Here is a 17,900-nt window from a genome sequence, read left to right as displayed (position 1 = left end):
GCGCCAACCCTCCGGCGCTCGGATTGTTCCGGCAGATGCGGCGGCGTCACAGCGGAGAGAGCCGCAACGTATCGAGATCCTTCGCCAGCATCAGCGCCAGGGCCTCGACCACAAGATTGTGGTCGTCACGCTGCGGCAGACCGGAGACGGTGACGGCGCCGATGCAACCCGTGCCTTTGACATTGATCGGAAAACTGCCGCCATGCGGCGCATAATCGGCGCCATCAAGCCCGTTGTCCTCGACCGTCTTGCCATCCTTGCTGAGCTTCAGGCCGGAGGCATAGCTGCTGCGAAAATAACGCAGCACCATGTTGCGCTTGCGCCTGACCCAATTGACGTTGTCCGGCGTCACGCCCGGGAGCGCGGCATAGAAGACCGGCATCGAATGCAGCGTCACATCGATTGCGATGCCGAGGCCGCGCTCGCTGGCGAGCTCCTGCAGAAGCTTGCCGAGCTGCCAGGCAGTGGTGAGATCGAAGGCATCGAAGCTCAGCGCCTTTTCCTGCTCGGCGATCCGACTGAGATCGTTGTCGATTGTCATGATAGGCGCTCCTCTCCTGCAATGATCCGCTGCAGACCATTCTCATCAGGAGAGAAAAAGTAAAGCAAAACTTGGCCTAAGGAGAAGTCAGAGCTTCGGCGTCAGCATTTCGAAACGGTCGCGGATGGTGGCGCAGGTATCGCCGCCCAATCGAGCAATGGCATCGACCGCGGCCGGATCGACATGCAGCCGTTCCGGATCGACGACGCCGTCGCGGTAATGCGCATAGACGATCTCACCGAGGATAATCTGCCGTGAGCGGCCGAGCTCCAGCGTCACATGCCGCCGGCATTCGAAGGCGGCCGGCGCCTCGGCGATAAAGGGCGACGCCACCTTCGCGCCAGGTATCGCCGTCAACCCCGCCTGCTTCAACTCGTCGACACCACGCGGATATTTCGCGCCGCAGACATGCATGGCCTCGGCGATGGCGAAGGAGACGATGTTGACCGTGAAGACCTCGGTCAGGCGAATATTGTGGCCGGTGTCCTTGAACGACATGTCGGCATTGTTCTCGACGCCGATCGCCAGGATCGGCGGATCGGCCGACAGGCAGTTGAAGAAGCTGAAGGGCGCGGCGTTGATCCGGCCATGTTCGTCGACCGTCGTCACCAGCGCGATCGGCCGCGGGATGATCGTGCCGATCATCAGCTTGTAACGCTCGCGCTCGCTGAGCTCTTTGAAATCGAAAGAGACCGCCATGGTTCAGCCGATTTTCGGGGCCGGCGAGAAACCGCTCATCGCGCCCATAAAGGGTTTCGGCAGCGGCGAGGCGTAGGAGCCGCGCTTGCTGGTGGAAAGCCCGAGCGACACCAGCGCCTCGGCTTGCTTGACGGCGGCCGCGACACCGTCGACGACGGGCACGCCGTAAGTCTCCTGCAATTCCCTGGCCAGATCGGTCATGCCGGCGCAGCCGAGCACGATCGCTTCGGCCCCGTCTTCGACAAGCGCCCGCTCAATCTCGGCCCTCAGCTTGCCGATCGCGCCCGAGGCCGCGTTTTCCAACTCCAGCACCGGAATATCAGAGGCGCGCACCTTCGCCCGGTCGCCCATGCCGTAGCGGCGTACCAGATTGTCGATCAGCACCCGCGACCGCTCCAGCGTCGTCACCACGGTGAAACGCTGCGCCAGGAAGCCCGCCGTGACCACGGCGGATTCGCAGAGACCGAGAATCGGTACATCGGCACAACTCCGCGCCGCTTCGAGCCCGGTATCGTCGAAGCAGGCAATCACCGCCGCGTCGTAACCCGCCGCCTGCCGCTCCTTAAGTTCCAAGAGCAGGCCAGGAATCGCCAGCGCCCCGTCATAATGTCCCTCGATGGAGACCGGCCCCATGCTGGATGTCGCGGCGACGATCTCCGTGCCGGACGCCGCCACCGCACGCGCGGCGGCCGCAGCCTTCTCGGTCATGGAGGCCGTGGTATTCGGATTGACGATGAGGATGCGCATATCAGTCTATCTTTGTCTGCCGCCGCCCCAGCATGGTCATGATGCCGAGCGCGATGAGAATGATGGTGAAAGAAAACAGCGTCGTCACCGTGCCGAGAGCGTAGAGCACCGGCGTCGTGACGTTGGTGGTCATACCGTAGATTTCGAGCGGCAGCGTATTGTAGCTGCCCGATGTCATCAATGTGCGCGCGAATTCGTCATAAGACAGCGTGAAGCCGAACAGCCCGACGCCGATCAGGCTCGGTGCGATCATCGGCAGCACGACGTGGCGGAAGGTTTGCCAGGAGGTGGCGCCAAGATCGCGGGCCGCCTCCTCGTAAGCGGGCGAGAAACGGTTGAAGACGGCAAACATGATCAATACGCCGAAGGGCAGCGTCCAGGTCAGATGTGCGCCGAAGGCCGAGGAATACCATGCGGGCTTGAGACCGCCCTCCTGAAAAACCACGCCGATGCCGAGCGAAATGATGATGGACGGCACGACCAGGCTGGCGACCGTGGCGTAGAACAGCACAGTCGAACCGCGGAAACGGCGGCGGAAGGCAAGGCCGGCCAGCAGCGACACGACGACGGTCACCACCATCACCATCAGCCCGAGGGTGAAGGAGCGACGGAACGAGGCACCGAAATCGCCGACCGCCTGCTTTTCGAACAGGTTGAAGAACCAGTGCGTGGAAACGCCGTTCATCGGGAAGGTCAGGCCACCATCCGGTCCCTGGAAGGAGAGGATCAGGATCGCCGAGAGCGGACCGTAGAGGAACAGCACGAAGACGACGAAGAAGATCGCCAGCAGATAGAATTCGAGGCCGCGTTTTTCGTGACTCATCTCAAAGCTCCTTGCGAATATCAACGACCCGCAGGATGGCGGCGACCATCAGCAGCACGACCGCAAGCAGCACCACCGCATTGGCGGCGGCCGCCGGATATTGCAGCAGCGACATCTGGTTCTTCATCATCAGCGCTACCGAGGCGCTCTGGCCGCCGGACATCACCTGCACAGTCGAAAAGTCCGCCATCACGAGCGTGACGACGAAGATCGTGCCGATCGCCATGCCGGGTTTGGCAAGCGGAATGACGACGTTCCACAGCACCTGCCAGCCCGATGCGCCGGCATCGCGCGCCGCCTCGAACAGCGACCGGTCGATGCGCATCAGCGTGTTGAAGATCGGCGTCACCATGAACAAGGTATAGAGATGCACCATGGCAAGCACGACGGCGAAATCGGAATAGAGCAGCCATTCGATCGGCTGCGGAATGATGCCCATCTTGATCAGCGCCGAATTGACGAGGCCGTTGCGTCCGAGCACCGGGATCCAGGAGATCATGCGAATGATGTTCGAGGTCATGAACGGCACGGTGCAGACGAGGAAGAGGATCATCTGCGTCGAAGTCTTGCGGATGTGGAAGGCCAGGAAATAGGCGACCCAGAAGCCGATGACGAGCGTCAGCCCCCAGACGATGGCAGTGAATTTCAGCGTGTTGAGATAGGTCTTCCACGTCACCCATGAGCCGAGCGTGTCGGTGTAGTTCATGGTGAGGAAATCAGGATAGAGGCCGGCGAAGTCATAATCCCAGAAGCTGACGACAGCGATCATGGCGATCGGCAGCAGGAAGAAGAAGCCGAGGATGGCGATCAGCGGCGTCGCCTGGAGATAGGAGATGGTGGAGGGAGAGAGCCTCAGTCCACGCCTGCTGCGCACGCTCTGACCGCCCTCCTCCGTTTCCGCTGCGATGGTCGCCATATCCGGTTCTCCGTTCTGATTACGTCAAGCGGAAGAAGTGCCCGTGTCGCCCCCTCATCCGCCTGCCGGCACCTTCTCCCCGCTGGGGAGAAGAGAATCGCGGCGACGCCTGGGCCGCCGCAAGGCTTGCTTTCGTGGAGGGCTCAAAAGACCCCTCCCCAACCCTCCCCACAAGGGGGAGGGAGTTCTGTGCCGCGCGCTCACGGACTCCCTCCCCTTGTGGGGAGGGTTGGTGAGGGGAAGCGGTAACCGCTTAAGCCGCGATGAACTCGTTCCAGCGGCGGACCATGTAGCGGTCCTCGTCCATGACCGAGTTCCAGCAGGCGACCGCACCCATGCGGGCTTCGAAGGAACCGCCGTCGCGCACCGCACCGGCCTTTTCCATGACCTTGCCTTCGGGAGAGAGGATATCGCCCTGCGCCGGCTTGCCCTCGATCCAGTAACCCCATTCGTCTGCCGTCATGAAGTTCTTGGCCGTCTCCATGCAGGCGGAGTAGTAGCCCTGGCGGTTGAGATAACCGCCGACCCAGCCCGACGTATACCAGTTGATGTATTCGTACGCCGCATCGAGCTGTGCGCCCTTCAGATGCGAGGCAAGGCCGAGGCCGCCGCCCCAGGCGCGATAACCTTCCTTGAGCGGCTGGTATTTGCAGGCGATGCCCTTGGAGCGGACGGCGGCGACGGCCGGCGACCACATCGACTGGATGACGACCTCGCCCGAAGCCATCAGGTTGACCGACTCGTCGAAGCTCTTCCAGAAGGCACGGAACTGGCCGTCGCTCTTGGCCTTGATGAGGAATTCGATCGTCTTGTCGATCTCTTCCTTGGTCATGTTGCCCTTGTCGGCATATTTGATGTTGCCCATGGCTTCCATGATCATCGCCGCATCCATGATGCCGATCGACGGGATGTTGAGGATGGATGTCTTGCCCTTGAACTTGGGATCCATGATATCGGCCCAGGTGGTAATGTCGCGGCCGACGAGATCGGGACGAATGCCGAGCGTATCGGCATTGTAGATGGTGGGAACCATCGTCATCCACTGCGTCGGCTCCTTGGCGAACTTCTTTGCGCCCTGCGCCTCGACGAAGCCGACAGTGTGTGGTGCAGTGCCCTGGGCGATGACGCTGTCCGGCTTCATCTTGCCGTTGATGAAGAGCGGCACGATCTTGTCGTAATATTTGAGCTTCTTGACGTCCATCGGCTGCAGCACGCCTGTTGGAAATACCTTCTTGGCGATCCAGTATTCGATGTCGGCGATGTCGTAGCTGTCGGGCTGGGTGACGGCACGCTGGGCGGCAGCGTCGGAATCAGTCGCGGTCATCTCCAGCGTGATGCCGAGATCGGCTTTGCACTTCTCGGCGATGGCGTTGATGTTCGAAACGCCAGTGCCGAACTGACGAAGCGTGATGTTCGTCTTCGCCCAGATCGTGGGAAAGCCGGTGATGGCTCCGGAGCCGGCGATGGCGCCGACGGCGGCAGCACCCGTCTTCAAGAGCGTGCGGCGGGAAAGACCCTTTTCCGCCTTGGTCGGTGTCGTTTCAGTCGTCATGTCAGTTCCCCTTTTCTTGATGTGGAAGTTGATGTTTTTGATTGTTCATGCAGAGGCTCGGCCGAGAAGCACCGCATCCTCACGTTCCCAGCTGAGCGAGACCGCGTCGCCTACGGCGACCGGACGGGCGAAATAGTCGCTATCGTCAGCAATGACGGTGAAGTCGTCGCTGCCGGCGCCGAAAACGGTGATCTTCACCGAGGAGCCGCGATATTCGACGTTGGAGACTATGCCGTTGAAGCCGAGCGTCCACTCTGTCGCCACCTGCAGACGCACGCGATCGGTGCGGATGCCGATATCGACAGGTTCGCCGACTTCCCTGCCCTCGCCCCGCACGGAAAAGCTCTGCCCCTCCGGCACGGTCATGACGAGCATGCCGTCCGCGTTCGACGTCACCCGGCCGGACAAGACGTTGTGATCACCCATGAACCGCGCGACGAAGGCGGTTGCCGGCTTCTCGAAAACCTCGCGGGGTGCCGCCGCCTGCTCGATCCGGCCGTCATTCATGATGACGATGACGTCGGCGAGCGCCATCGCCTCTTCCTGGCTGTGGGTGACATGGACGAAGGTGATGCCGAGCGACTTCTGCAGCTTCTTGAGCTCTGCGCGCATACGGATCTTCAGGAAGGGGTCGAGCGCCGACAGTGGCTCGTCGAGCAGCAGCGCCTCCGGATCGGTAATCAAGGCGCGGGCCAGCGCCACACGCTGCTGCTGGCCGCCCGAAAGCTGAGCCGGACGCCTGTTGGCATAGGGCTCCATCTGCATCAGCTTCAGCATCTCAAGCGCCTTGGCCCGCCGCTCCGCCTTGTCGACGCCCTTCATCTTCAGGCTGAAGGCGACATTGTCGACCAGGTCGAGATGCGGGAAGAGCGCATAGGACTGGAACATCATAGCCGTGCCGCGCCTGGCAGGCGGAAGATCGGTGACGACCGTTTTGCCGAGCCTGATGTCGCCGGAAGAAATGCTCTCATGGCCGGCGATCATGCGCAGCGTCGAGGTCTTGCCGCAGCCCGACGGGCCGAGGAAGCAGCAATAGGAACCGGCCGGAATCTTCAGGCTGATCCCGTGCACGGCCGTCGTCGCTCCGTAGACCTTCGAAACGGATACTATATCGATCTCTGCCGCTTTCGACATCATGCCTTCCCCTGTTCGGGAAAGATGATGCATCTGCCGTGCCAATCGCTTCCAACGCCAACTAAGCCCTTAGCGGGAAAGGATTTTAACACTCAAAGCCGTGCAGGCCCATTTTATAAGCACCGCATCGTCTGCACATGATTTAGGCTATCGTCTGCAATTTACTCAAAAAATCGTATACAATTTAGCCGCCATTTCGATGACAAATTCCGTTTAACTTTTGCCGCGAAGCCGGGTATGGTTTGCCCGCCATCAGGGAATAGTTTTCATGAAATCCGCCGCCAAGGCCATGCAGGCCGAAGAAGTCGCCGAAACCGGCGCGCATCAGATCCGCGATGCCATTCGCGAGGCAATCGTCGAGCGCAGGCTTTCCCCCGGCACCAAGCTTTCCGAAAGCGATGTCGGCAATCTTTTCAATGTCAGCCGCACACTTGCCCGCGCGGCGCTGCAGGCGCTTTCCTATGAGGGCCTCGTCAGCGTCGAGAAGAACCGCGGCGCGTTCGTCGCCTATCCCTCCCCTGATGAGGCCCGCCAGATCTTTTCCGCCCGGCGCCTCGTCGAGCCCGGCATATTGCGGGAGGCGGCGGCGCGGATCACCGCTGATGACATCGGGAATCTGCGAGAGCTTTTGCAGGAAGAAGGCCGCCTGATGAGCGAGCGCGGACAGACGGCCCGGCGCGCCGAGATCAAGGCATCCGGCGATTTCCACCTGATGCTGGCGGAAATTTCGGGCAACGCCATCATGCAGCGCTTCATGGAGGAGCTCGTCGCCCGCTCATCCCTCGTCATCGCGCTCTACGGCCAGTCGACCGCTTCCAGCTGCGGCCATTCCGAACATGGCGATATCATCTCGGCGATCGAAGGCAAGGAACTCGACCGCGCCTGCCAGCTGATGCTGCATCATATCGCCCATATCGAGTCCGATCTCGACCTGCGCGAACGCAAGAGCCTCGGCCTCAAGGAAGCCTTCGAACTCTGAGCGGTTGGGCGCACGTCGCCAGCAGCTATCACGACGCCTTCTTCGGCAGCTTGTCCAGCGCGGCGAAAATCTCTTCCGCCGTCCGCGGCTCGCTTGAACGCAGCTTCACCGCGCCGTCACGCCCGATCAGGATCAGCCCGAACTCGCTGTAAGATGGCCCTTGCAGCCGCTCGCGAATATCGTCCGCATCAAGTTCCCAGCCATCGTCGAACAGCGAGAAAGCGCCGCCGCCGGCGATCATGAACACTTCGACGTCTTCCTCGATGAGGCGCATCTGCGCGTTCCGCAACCATTCGTCCTGGGTTGCCGCGCGGTCGTCCTGCGCATCGGCGAAGATGATCAGCACCCGTTTGCTGTCTCGAAACTGCTCGAGCGATTGCGGAAGTTCCGGCTCACGTCGCGGCGTGCCGATGATTTCATGAACGATGGATCTCAGCATGGTGCTATTCCTCGCCCGTCATCTACGGGCTGTGACTGCGCCATCCCAGCGCCGGCGCATTCAAGACGCGCGAGAACGCTGTAAAGCGCTGAATAACCGAATAATTCCCAAATCCGGTACGAACTGGGATCATGCAGTAAACGGCTGGAAATGGGGGAGGTTCCGACGAAGCGGAAAAGGATCGCAGCTCAACATCCGTTAGCCGCGATCCCTTTCCCGTCAGTCGCGGCTCTGGTCCTCGGCGGCATGCGCCGAGACGGCGACGAGGTCCGCTGTGCCGTTGGCAAGCAGGCGTTTGCGCACGAGCACGCGCATGACGCGTGCGGCCGTCGAGAAGGTCATCTGGTCAAGCGGACCTTCGCCCTCCCAGGGCTTGGTCAGCCGCTCGGTGACGGCACCGACGATATTCATCGGCACGATGTCGGTGCATTCGCGCATGGCTTCGAAAACGAAGCTGATCGGGATGACCCTTCCTTCATGGGTCACGATCGGTTCGGTCAATTCGCTGTCCCATTCCTCGAAGGCGTAAAGTGCTTCGCGAAATAGCTGCTGGAGGGTAAACGGCGCGTGGCCGTTATGAAGTGGCGGCAGGGCATTCATCATGTCTGTCTCCTCTTGATGGATTAAGCCAAAATCCTCCTGGCTCGGTCAGCATGAACGCGGGGAACACAGCGTTTTTTGCCCCTGCGGACCGAATAACACGATTGATTCTATAGAGTAATCTTTCGTGAATAAAGCCCATTTCTCGGCCGAGGCGGCACCCGTTTTCCTAAACGCATGAAATTCCTGCATGTTTTAGGCGAAAATTTCTCAATGAGTCGGATTCGTGAAAATCCATGCCTGCCGCGTGTGATTGTGCGGGAGGCGGGAAAAACCCTGAAAAATCACGGAACTTTTGCAGCTGTAATCTGTTTTGTTCGCGCACTTCGTAAATGCAGATGGGGTTACCACCAATGACGCAGATCCGTGAACCGGAGCGGCGGGCCAAAGTCCTGCGCGGCCGTCCTTACAGCCTTGATGAATTCGCCTCCAAATATGGCCTGCGCAGCGACCAGGCCGAGAGTCTGTTTACCCGTTTCGGGCCCTCCTCGATCGAACTCGATTTGCTGATGGCAGCCAAGCGCCGCGCGCCTGTTCTGTCGGACAGAATTGCCGAATAACGCCTTTCACGAACGGAATCGATAGATGAGCGACAGACGCCATGAGTGGATCAGCAAACGGGCCTATGCGATCTGGGAAGAACAGGGCCGCCCTGACGGCCGAGACAGCGAACATTGGCGCCAGGCAGTCGCCGAGCGGGACGCGCTGGAACGCACGCAGGCCTCCGTCGACGGACGCGAGGTGCTGGTGAAGTTCCGCCCGAAGCCGCAACGGCCGGAACTGCCGCGCGACGGCTGGCTCACTCCGCCCGCCAAGGCCGGTTAATCCAGGACGCCGGTGGCCGGCCTCGTCCTTCGAGGCCCCTGCGGGGCGCCTCGGGATGAGGGCGGAGAGAAGGTGCGGCTTGCCTTACCGGAGAACGGAGAGAGGGCGCAGCCTGCCTCCCTGGCGGCGGGAGCACCCTGCCGCGCGATTGCCCCCCGCTCGCTCCCCGTGCTAGCCTGCCGCCATGGAAGTCACCGTCTATATCCTCCGCTGCAGCGACGGCTCCTATTATACCGGGCTGACCAAGCAGGAGATCGAGGCTCGTGTGTGGGAGCACAATGCCGGGACCTATGACGGCTACACCGCAAAGCGCCTTCCGGTCGAACTCGTCTTTACCGAAACCTACGACCGCATCATCGACGCCATCGCCCGCGAGCGGCAGATCAAGGGCTGGTCGCGCCGCAAAGAAGGAGGCGCTGATCGCCTTGGACTACGAGACATTGCCAGATTTGTCCAAACGAGGGTCGGTCAAGGCCCGGTAAGCACCAGTGGCGGTGGCCGACCCTCGTCCTTCGAGGCCCCTGCGGGGCGCCTCAGGATGAGGGCGGAGAGATGGTGCGGGTTGTGGCACCGGACGGTCTTGGGCGTGTAAACGCCAGATACCGCGAGGGACCGCCCAGCCGCCTCAGCTCGCCAACCACGGCGCAGTGATCAGCCTCCAGCCACCCGTCACGCAGCACACCGTCAGATCACCAGCCACCCGGCTCGCCGATCAACCATCAGCTACACGGCACCCCGATCAGCCCTCATCCTGAGGCGCGTAGGCCAAAGGCCGGAGCCTCGAAGGACGGGGGCGGGTGATGAGCAGCACCCTCGCCTGCGGAGGAGACGTCGGTGGCCGACCCTCGTCCTTCGAGGCCCCTGCTGGGGGCCTCAGGATAAGGGCGGAGAGAGGTGCGGTCTCACGATGGCGGAGAGAGGGATGCGGCTTGCCTCGCCGGAGGGCGGAGAGAGGGTGCGGCTTGCTTCAACGGAAGACGGAGCGGCGCGCCGAAGACGGCGGGCGCGTAGATAATGGCACAGTCCACCCCTTCCCCGAACGCCGCTGTTTCCGCTTGAAACACTTCGTCAAGCATATTGGCATAAATCCATGGAGTACGGGTTTTTCTTTCACCCACCCGCGACATTGCCGCTCGACACTCTCCTCGCAAAATCGGAAACGGAACAGGGATGAAAAAGTGCGCATGCGCGAAGCGTGATTCCATCCGGCCCCGGCGCTGATTGCTGCCCGGCCGGGCCTCTCATGTCGGGGAAAGCCTTACACCGCCCGCCGGGGCGGGCCATGTCAGAAAGCGTTGTTTTCCTGGCAAAGCGCCCGGTGGACCTCGGTCCAGAACAGCGCCAAAGGGGTGTCGCCGTTGCGTTCGGCAACAAGGGCACGGATCAACGCTTCGGAACCTGCCATGTCCTGCCAGCTGGATTTCAGGCCCTTGGCGGCCTGTCGGCATTCGGCAATCTCGAACGGTCTCTTGCTGTCCATATGAGGTCTCCTCATGAAAGGCGCTAGCAGGCGGCGGCTGGATTGTCATTCCCCGCATATGTGGGGATGCCTTGTATTTATGACGGTCCTCGCGGTAAGATTGAGAGAACTGGGACAATGGAAATGATCGAGAATACCTACAGCGACAAGTTCGAACCCGCTTTCGAACAGATCAAGGCTGCAGCCAATGTGGATGCCGCCATCCGTATTCTCCAGGCGCAATATGGTCTCGATTTCGTGACCTACCATCTCGCCCAGACGATCGCGAGCAAGATCGATTCCCCGTTCGTGCGCACCACCTATCCGGATGCCTGGGTCTCCCGCTACCTCTTGAACAGCTATGTGAAAGTCGATCCGATCGTCAAGCAGGGCTTCGAGCGCCAACTGCCCTTCGACTGGAGCGAGGTCGAGCCGACCCCGGAAGCCTATGCCATGCTGGTCGACGCCCAGAAACACGGCATCGGCGGCAACGGCTATTCCATTCCCGTCGCCGACAAGGCGCAACGCCGCGCGCTCTTGTCGCTGAACGCCCGCATCCCCGTCGAGGAATGGGCCCAGCTTGTGCGCCGCTGCCGCAACGAATGGATCGAGATCGCCCATCTGATCCACCGCAAGGCCGTCTATGAACTGCATGGCGAGCATGATCCGGTGCCGACATTGTCGCCGCGCGAGATCGAGTGTCTGCACTGGACGGCGCTCGGCAAGGATTACAAGGATATCTCGGTGATATTGGGCATATCGGAGCACACGACGCGCGATTACCTGAAAACCGCCCGCTTCAAGCTCGGCTGCGCCACGATTTCGGCGGCCGCCTCGCGGGCAGTGCAGCTGCGCATCATCAATCCCTGAGAATCGGAATCGAATTTCTGAAGATACGACGTGTCGATTCAAAAGCCGGAGGATCGTGATCCTTCCCGGCCGCGCCTCGTCTTCGCCTGCGTGAGTCAATACTCATACTTTTGGGCTAATCCCCCCATCTGAGGGGGCCCATCTGAGGGAATTTCCGATCCGGCACGCCTGAACCATTCTGCTCTCCACGAACTGCAAACGCTGGAGGGCAAGATGTTCGTTATCATTCAGGCACATGAGTATCAGAAATACGCCGCCGTACTTGAGCAGATGTTCCGCCTGCGCAAGAAGGTCTTCGCCGACCAGCTCGGCTGGGACGTTCCTGTCATCGGCCCCTACGAACGCGACAGCTACGATTCGCTTTCTCCGGCCTACCTCGTCTGGTGCAACGACAGCCGCACGCGCCTTTATGGCGGCATGCGCCTGATGCCGACCACCGGTCCGACGCTTCTCTACGACGTCTTCCGTGAGACCTTTCCGGCCGCCGCCGATCTCGTGGCTCCGGGTATCTGGGAAGGCACGCGTATGTGCATCGACGAAGAGGCGATCGCCAGGGATTTCCCCAACATCGATGCCGGCCGCGCCTTCTCGATGATGCTGCTGGCGCTCTGCGAATGCGCGCTCGACCACGGCATCCACACGATGATTTCCAATTACGAACCCTATCTCAAGCGTGTTTACAAACGCGCAGGCGCCGAAGTGGAAGAACTCGGCCGGGCAGACGGCTACGGCAAGTATCCCGTCTGCTGCGGCGCCTTCGAAGTATCTGACCGCGTGCTGCGCAAGATGCGCGCCGCCCTCGGCCTGACCCTACCCCTTTATGTCAGACATGTTCCGGCCCGCTCGGTCGTGACGCAATTCCTGGAGATGGCAGCATGAAACGCCTCATTGAAACCGCAACACCGAAAGACATCTCCGCGCTGGAGCGCCATGTCCTCGCATCCCGCGACATCGCCACGCAGATAGGGGATCCCTTCCTCTCCTATCTGCTTTCGATGGCGCTGTTCACGATCTACGAAAAGAAGGCTCAGCATGAGAATGAGGCGCTGAAGAGCAGCTTCGGCTGAGGGCGCGGGTCCCCTCCGCCGCGCCTGAAGAGGGGCACGCCTCCCAGCGCGTCGCGCGCGGCCGCAAAACCTGTCCCCGTTTTGCGGCTGCGCGCACCCGGTCACCTCGGTTCGTCAACGCCTCAAGGACGTCAAGCCATCAGGGAATCGATCGTCGAAATCAGCGTATCGTGCAGATAGGGCTTGGGCAGGAAGGCGGTATTGGCAGGCAGGGCCATCGGATCGAGCCGCACCATGCCCGAGGTGATGATGATGCCGATATTCGGCCGCATCGCCCTCACCCGCTTGGCAAGCTGGATGCCATCCATCGAACCGGCCATGTTGACGTCGGTGAACAGGATATCGACATCCTGCCGGCCCTTCAGCACCACCAGCGCCTCATCCGCATTCGCCGCCTCCAGCGCCACATGGCCGACATCCTCAAGCACATCGAGGATATTGAACCGGATCAGCGGCTCATCCTCCACGATGAGCACCACGGCACTGCTCGAAGCCACCATCTGCAATCGCCCTTTTCAGCGGAATATGATTCGAATAAGTGTTTCCGCCGTGCGAAGGTTCCAGTGCCTCTGCCCACGAAATATGCATCATCCACAGATGTTGCCCTGCCCGCTTGTGGCTCCCTGCAATTTGGGCTAGAGCGAACCGATGCCGTGGGAACCATTGCCCCGGCATCCAGGTGCCGGCTTCCGGCACCAAGGGCCTGTAGCTCAATGGTTAGAGCCGGCGGCTCATAACCGCTTGGTTGGGGGTTCGAGTCCCTCCGGGCCCACCATTTTTTCCGCGCTTTTCGCACTTTACTGCCCGTTTCGTCGGCGTTCCTGGGCAGCGGAACGAAACCTGACAAAGCTCGTCCCACATCTTCAGATTAGCACATTTTTCGTTTTAAATCAAACAATTATGAGTTCCAGACCTGGGCATGATTGATGTAGAGCCATTCAAAAAGTGGTTCAACTGTTCTGGGCCCGGACGGCCTCAGGTTCGGGTACCTTGCTGATCTCCAGACAGACACATGGATAGCCAAATGATTATGGTCGGCGATCAAATTTTGGGCAGCGTTCTGGGCAGCAAACTTGGCTTGATTCGCCAGCCGCGCGGCCGCTTGGAGGTCCTCATTCCAGAGGGGCAAAACTTTAAGCCCCGCCAAAGTGCCTGTAGGTATAACGTACGCGTGTGACCAACGTCATCCGAACACCCGCGCCCGCACCTGGGTCTTCAGGTAAGACAATAGCTCCGTTCGCCGCGAGGGCTTCTCGCAACTTCATCGCCGCTTGCTCCGGCATGCGCGTCAATGAATCGTTCTCGATGCGTACAATTGTGTAACGGTTGACACCGGATATCGCTTCTAGGTCGTCCAAGGTCATTCCGAGCATCAGGCGGGCGGGGCGAAGCTGATCGATCCAACGTTTCCCTGTCGGTAGCCGCCAACGAATGCCCTCACCCTGCTCCTCGGTCGCTTCGAGAAGCTCAAGACCTTCAGCCTCTAGAGTTCTTTGGAGCCTCAGTAGCGCCTCGATCGACGGTCGCGCCCGCCTTGCGTCTTCAAGTAGTTGCAGAACGTGTCGTGCGATCCCCGCTTTTTCGGCGAGGTCCTGTTGTGTGAGCCTGAGCATGGACCGCCCAGCTCTCAGTTGGCTGTAGGTTAAATAAGCCGCCATGTGGTTGAGAAAGAAGCAAAAAATGCCAATGTCAACATTTAACGCTTGGTGCGTTTAACCAACGCCTATTGCGCAAAACCAACTGGTATTGCGCGAATCAGATATGTGCGGTCTAAGGAAATGCGCCTTAAACGAATCGAGGAACTCCTTAGATGAACGACAAATGGCTGGGCACACCGCCCGATGTGATCATTCCAAGCCTGCGATCTCTGCTCGCTGATCTCGAAAGGTTGGCGTCCCCCGGCGGGTTCGCTGGCGCCGACGATGCCGTCATCATCCGCAACTGCATGCTCGCGCAGCGCTCGGTTCCCTGCCTGATGGGCGAGTTCTCGGGACATCCGTCAATCAAGAACGGCCCTGGTATTACATCGGAGCTGTTTTATCTCGACAGGAAGCGGAAGGTGGCCAGAACGTTGAGCCGTTGGTACCGGTTCGACGAAGGCCTCATTTGATCGGACGCGGAGAATACTGATGGACACCGCCCTCCGAGACAACCTACCTCAATACATCAGCAAACTTCAGCGGATCGCCATCCAGCTGAACGGATCGCGATCCGCTCGCCCGTTCAGCGCCGGGCGTGATGGTGCGGCACTCGCAATGAAGTCAGCTCGCCTATTCCTCGCCTATTGCGCCATGGTGAGCCTGGTTCGGAGAAACATAAAGCCGATCTCTGATCCATTTTGCGTTGCCCTTGTCGTAGTGCCAGCCGAATGGCGGCTGAAGGACGTTCAAGAAGCGGCAGAAATCATCTTCAAGCATGAAAACATTCGCATTTGTCTGCATCCGGAGTCCAAGACGAGGCGCGGCTGGGACATCGATCCCACTGCGTATCTTACATCAGGCCGACTACTTGTATTCGTGACCGAGGGATCGATGATCCACGAGGATTTCGAACTTGCGGCCACGATCCGTGACCGCCTCCGACTGTGTGAGCCCCACCATCTCCGAGCCCTCGCGACACTCCGGGGCTGTGGCAATCTTTCAGACGACCATATCGCGGCGATCGCCAAACAGCCTTCCGAGAGGATGGAAGCCATCTTCCGGATTGGCCAATCAGCCGCGCGGGCGGCGCAAACACTTCTAAAGGAAAGCAGGCAAGGTCCGCGCCCCAGCGAAACCAAACGGCTGGATATCTCGAAAGGCTTCGGAGAGGCCTCGGTCTGGGCACTGGAGCTGAAGAAGGACCTACAGGATTGGCGCGACGGCAAGCTTGACTGGTCCGATGTCGACAAAGGATGCTTGCTGTATGGCCCGCCCGGAACTGGGAAAACCAAATTTGCCGCTGCCCTTGCCGCCGAATGCGACATGCATCTTATAGCCACATCGATCTCGAAATGGCAGAGCAATGGGGATGGCGCTCTGGGCGATATGCTCAAAGCAATGTACAGGACATTCGCATTGGCCAAGGAAAATGCGCCATGCCTTTTATTCCTCGACGAGTTTGACTCGATTGGCGACCGGGCCAAATTCCCGTCGCGACACGCGGACTACAGCACCCATGTGGTCAACGGACTTTTAGAGTGCCTCGACGGCATCGAGGGACGCGAGGGAGTTGTCGTCGTCGGCGCGTGCAATCACCCCCATCGCATTGACCCCGCGCTAATCAGAAGCGGCCGGTTAGAGAAGCACGTTTATTTCCCCTTGCCGGACGCGCAAGCGCGAGCCGAAATCCTTGCTTTCCATACGCCATCTCTGGCCGAACATGCTGACTTGAAGGAAATCGCGGCGAGACTTCCCGGCAAAAGCGGTGCCGATCTGGAACGGCTGTCTCGGGATGCTCGTCGAATTGCACGACGGGAGCGTCGATCTGTAACAATTGATGACCTTCGAGGGAAGATCGAACCCCTTCCCGTTTTGAACGAGGGCTATCAGCTCCAAATTGCCGTCCATGAAGCAGGACACGCGCTTCTTGCCCATGCCCTGCAGATCGGCGAGGTCAAACGCGTGGAAATCTTTGATAACGTGACGACCTTCGCAACGGATTTAGACGCCCACGGCGTCACGGTAATCGAATATCCGAATCCACCTTTCCGAACTAAACGGGAAATGATGAACCGGATAGCTTTTCTGTTAGCTGGCGCGGCTGCGGAGGAAGTCTATTACAAAGATCGTTCGACTATGGCGTCTGGTTCGGGTCAGAGCGATTTCGCGACAGCAACAGAGATTGCAGTCGAAATGGTCACCAAATGGGGGTTCGGGAAATCACCCTACTTTCTGCCGGGCTCCGTAGATGACAGCAGTCCGGCATCGCTTTGGCGCGATCACCGATTGAGAGCTGAAGTCGATGAAATCCTTCAGACGGAATACTCCCGAGCAAGAGACATCCTCAGCGCCCTGCGGCACACGCTGGCGATATTCGCCGCCGAGCTGGCCAAACACAAACGGCTGCAAGGAGATCAGCTGGAAAAGCTTTGGCCGGGGGCATCGGGGTTAGGTGAGCACGCAAGGAAATATTGAGCGGTCTTTCGGCCCCCATTTCCTTGCTGGTGAACGGCCAAAGCTGCGGGCCTGGCAACGCCAAGAAATCTGGCTGACGCAGCCAGCTCCCAGAAAATCCTGAACCAGAAGGACAGCGGCATAAATCCCGGCGCGTCCTCTCTACCCCTTTGTCTGCACGAAAGGATCGGCAAGTGAGAGCCTGGATCATCAGTGACCTTCATTACTCCGCAATGGACGCCCTCGGCGGGGCACCCTTTCGTATTCCGGATGCTGATATCTGCATCTGCGCGGGCGACATCTCCGAGAACATTTCGAGGAGCATTGCCTACCTGCGGCGCGAGATCGAGCGGCATATGCCTGTGATCCTGGTGCTCGGAAATCACGACTATTACAACAGCAGCATTGATTTCGCGTTGAAAACGGCCCGTCGCGAGATCGAAGGAACCCGCATCCACCTCCTCGAAAATCAAAGCATCGAGATGGCCGGTTGCCGCTTTATCGGCGCAACCTTGTGGACCGATTTTGCGGTTTCCGTCGGTGACGACGAACATATTCCGCCAGAGGAGCGGCGGGCCAAAGCATTCGGCCTGGTGCCGTTCTCAATGGCAGACTTCTCCTGCATTTATCGGTCTGACGCGCGACGCCCTGATGAAAACGGCATGGTGACCGTGCACGAAACCCTTGAGCGCCATATCGCGAGCCGATTTTTTATTGACCATGAACTCGAAAAGCCCTTCGACGGCCGCACATTCGTTATTACCCATCACGCACCGCTCATACAGAGCTTCGACCCTCGCTTCTATGGCCACATAACCAATGCAGCCTTCGGAAGCGATCTTTCCGATCTGATCGCGCGTCGACTGCCATCGGTTTGGATTCACGGCCACGTCGACAAATTCCGCGACTATATGGCGGACAAAACTAGGGTGATCTGCAACCCTCGCGGTTACGGCGGCGAGCGCGAAATAACTGGATTTCGCGCTGATTTCGTCATCGATCTATAAGAATCCTGACGAGGCAGTCGATATTGAAGACATGGCAAGCGTGTCGGAACACCAACGATTGATACGCTTCACATTCAATCGTCCTGATGTCCAGGGAACTAATTGGTACGGAAAAGACGAAAAAACGCTGCACTGCAAACCCATCGCG

21 protein-coding genes, 1 tRNA gene and 1 pseudogene are annotated in these 17,900 nt (G+C 59.8%); 11 read left to right on the top strand and 12 right to left on the bottom strand.

Translation table 11 applies throughout. The features are described from left to right. Positions 1–46: 46 nt before the first annotated feature. The 7 genes from CO660_RS05585 to CO660_RS05555 all read right to left on the bottom strand — a co-directional run bounded on the left by CO660_RS05585 (position 47) and on the right by CO660_RS05555 (position 6,412). The gene (locus CO660_RS05585) at positions 47–541 is read right to left on the bottom strand and encodes a heme-degrading domain-containing protein (RefSeq protein ID WP_011426147.1); all 495 of its coding nucleotides are present in this window, start codon (positions 539–541) and stop codon (positions 47–49) included. 87 nt (positions 542–628) lie between these two features. Next, a complete protein-coding gene (locus CO660_RS05580) occupies positions 629–1,240 on the bottom strand; it encodes a flavin reductase family protein (RefSeq protein ID WP_097597916.1) in 612 nt (203 codons plus the stop codon). A 3-nt stretch (positions 1,241–1,243) separates the two neighbouring features. Next, positions 1,244–1,987, bottom strand: coding sequence for an aspartate/glutamate racemase family protein (locus tag CO660_RS05575; protein WP_097597915.1), 744 nt, complete (start codon positions 1,985–1,987; stop codon positions 1,244–1,246). A gap of 1 nt (position 1,988) precedes the next feature. Continuing rightward, entirely contained in the window at positions 1,989–2,810 is an 822-nt protein-coding gene (locus CO660_RS05570) for an ABC transporter permease (RefSeq protein ID WP_097597914.1), read from the bottom strand. 1 nt (position 2,811) lies between these two features. Continuing rightward, positions 2,812–3,726, bottom strand: a complete 915-nt coding sequence (locus tag CO660_RS05565; protein WP_097597913.1) for an ABC transporter permease — start codon at positions 3,724–3,726, stop codon at positions 2,812–2,814. A gap of 253 nt (positions 3,727–3,979) precedes the next feature. Further along, positions 3,980–5,278: a PotD/PotF family extracellular solute-binding protein gene (locus CO660_RS05560; RefSeq protein WP_097597912.1), complete on the bottom strand. Its 1,299-nt coding sequence runs from the start codon at positions 5,276–5,278 to the stop codon at positions 3,980–3,982. A gap of 45 nt (positions 5,279–5,323) precedes the next feature. Beyond that, entirely contained in the window at positions 5,324–6,412 is a 1,089-nt protein-coding gene (locus tag CO660_RS05555) for an ABC transporter ATP-binding protein (RefSeq protein ID WP_097597911.1), read from the bottom strand. Positions 6,413–6,680: 268 nt separating this feature from the next. On the opposite strand from CO660_RS05555, the gene CO660_RS05550 reads away from it, so the two are divergent. Continuing rightward, positions 6,681–7,391 (top strand): GntR family transcriptional regulator, encoded by a 711-nt coding sequence (locus CO660_RS05550; RefSeq protein ID WP_097597910.1) that lies wholly within the window; start codon positions 6,681–6,683, stop codon positions 7,389–7,391. A gap of 28 nt (positions 7,392–7,419) precedes the next feature. Here CO660_RS05550 and CO660_RS05545 read toward each other — a convergent pair whose 3' ends face one another. Together CO660_RS05545 and CO660_RS05540 are read right to left on the bottom strand one after the other, a co-directional pair. Beyond that, entirely contained in the window at positions 7,420–7,830 is a 411-nt protein-coding gene (locus CO660_RS05545; RefSeq protein ID WP_097597909.1) for a DUF4174 domain-containing protein, read from the bottom strand. Positions 7,831–8,049: 219 nt separating this feature from the next. Continuing rightward, positions 8,050–8,433 (bottom strand): hypothetical protein, encoded by a 384-nt coding sequence (locus CO660_RS05540; protein WP_038690240.1) that lies wholly within the window; start codon positions 8,431–8,433, stop codon positions 8,050–8,052. A gap of 350 nt (positions 8,434–8,783) precedes the next feature. On the opposite strand from CO660_RS05540, the gene CO660_RS05535 reads away from it, so the two are divergent. The 3 genes and pseudogenes from CO660_RS05535 (at position 8,784) to CO660_RS05525 (ending at position 9,737) form a co-directional block, all read left to right on the top strand. Next, complete coding sequence (locus CO660_RS05535; protein ID WP_097597908.1) at positions 8,784–8,990, top strand: hypothetical protein; 207 nt, start codon at positions 8,784–8,786, stop codon at positions 8,988–8,990. 25 nt (positions 8,991–9,015) lie between these two features. Next, on the top strand, positions 9,016–9,255 hold the full coding sequence (locus tag CO660_RS05530) for a DUF2934 domain-containing protein (RefSeq protein WP_097597907.1): 240 nt from the start codon (positions 9,016–9,018) through the stop codon (positions 9,253–9,255). Positions 9,256–9,439: 184 nt separating this feature from the next. Continuing rightward, positions 9,440–9,737: pseudogene (locus tag CO660_RS05525) on the top strand (GIY-YIG nuclease family protein). Between the two features lie 803 nt (positions 9,738–10,540). On the opposite strand, the gene CO660_RS05520 reads toward CO660_RS05525, so the two are convergent. After that, positions 10,541–10,735 carry a hypothetical protein gene (locus CO660_RS05520; protein ID WP_020921837.1) on the bottom strand — a complete coding sequence of 65 codons (195 nt, stop codon included), beginning with the start codon at positions 10,733–10,735 and terminating at the stop codon, positions 10,541–10,543. A 123-nt stretch (positions 10,736–10,858) separates the two neighbouring features. Between CO660_RS05520 and CO660_RS05515 the strand changes: the two genes are divergently transcribed. From CO660_RS05515 to CO660_RS05505, 3 genes are all read left to right on the top strand, one after another. After that, the gene (locus CO660_RS05515) at positions 10,859–11,584 is read left to right on the top strand and encodes a LuxR family transcriptional regulator (RefSeq protein WP_097598113.1); all 726 of its coding nucleotides are present in this window, start codon (positions 10,859–10,861) and stop codon (positions 11,582–11,584) included. A 213-nt stretch (positions 11,585–11,797) separates the two neighbouring features. Next, positions 11,798–12,463, top strand: coding sequence for an acyl-homoserine-lactone synthase (locus CO660_RS05510; protein ID WP_085778842.1), 666 nt, complete (start codon positions 11,798–11,800; stop codon positions 12,461–12,463). Continuing rightward, positions 12,460–12,651 (top strand): hypothetical protein, encoded by a 192-nt coding sequence (locus CO660_RS05505; RefSeq protein ID WP_097597906.1) that lies wholly within the window; start codon positions 12,460–12,462, stop codon positions 12,649–12,651. Before CO660_RS05510 ends, CO660_RS05505 begins: the two co-directional genes overlap by 4 nt. Positions 12,652–12,782: 131 nt before the next feature. Here the strand turns inward: CO660_RS05505 and CO660_RS05500 are convergent, their stop codons facing one another. Beyond that, a complete protein-coding gene (locus CO660_RS05500) occupies positions 12,783–13,151 on the bottom strand; it encodes a response regulator (RefSeq protein ID WP_097597905.1) in 369 nt (122 codons plus the stop codon). Positions 13,152–13,350: 199 nt separating this feature from the next. On the opposite strand from CO660_RS05500, the gene CO660_RS05495 reads away from it, so the two are divergent. Next, positions 13,351–13,426: transfer RNA gene (locus tag CO660_RS05495), tRNA-Ile, on the top strand. A 358-nt stretch (positions 13,427–13,784) separates the two neighbouring features. Here the strand turns inward: CO660_RS05495 and CO660_RS05490 are convergent. Beyond that, complete coding sequence (locus tag CO660_RS05490) at positions 13,785–14,264, bottom strand: hypothetical protein (protein ID WP_097597904.1); 480 nt, start codon at positions 14,262–14,264, stop codon at positions 13,785–13,787. Between the two features lie 197 nt (positions 14,265–14,461). On the opposite strand from CO660_RS05490, the gene CO660_RS05485 reads away from it, so the two are divergent. From CO660_RS05485 to CO660_RS05475, 3 genes are all read left to right on the top strand, one after another. Beyond that, positions 14,462–14,761 carry a hypothetical protein gene (locus tag CO660_RS05485; RefSeq protein WP_097597903.1) on the top strand — a complete coding sequence of 100 codons (300 nt, stop codon included), beginning with the start codon at positions 14,462–14,464 and terminating at the stop codon, positions 14,759–14,761. Between the two features lie 19 nt (positions 14,762–14,780). After that, positions 14,781–16,766 carry an AAA family ATPase gene (locus CO660_RS05480; protein WP_097597902.1) on the top strand — a complete coding sequence of 662 codons (1,986 nt, stop codon included), beginning with the start codon at positions 14,781–14,783 and terminating at the stop codon, positions 16,764–16,766. Positions 16,767–16,939: 173 nt separating this feature from the next. Next, complete coding sequence (locus CO660_RS05475; RefSeq protein WP_097597901.1) at positions 16,940–17,752, top strand: metallophosphoesterase; 813 nt, start codon at positions 16,940–16,942, stop codon at positions 17,750–17,752. Positions 17,753–17,900 lie beyond the last annotated feature (148 nt).

The sequence above is a fragment of the Rhizobium sp. L9 genome (assembly GCF_002531885.1).
In the GTDB taxonomy this organism is placed as follows: Bacteria; Pseudomonadota; Alphaproteobacteria; order Rhizobiales; family Rhizobiaceae; genus Rhizobium.
The sequence above is the reverse complement of the archived record's forward strand: the minus strand, read 5'-3'. Positions and strand labels throughout refer to the sequence as shown.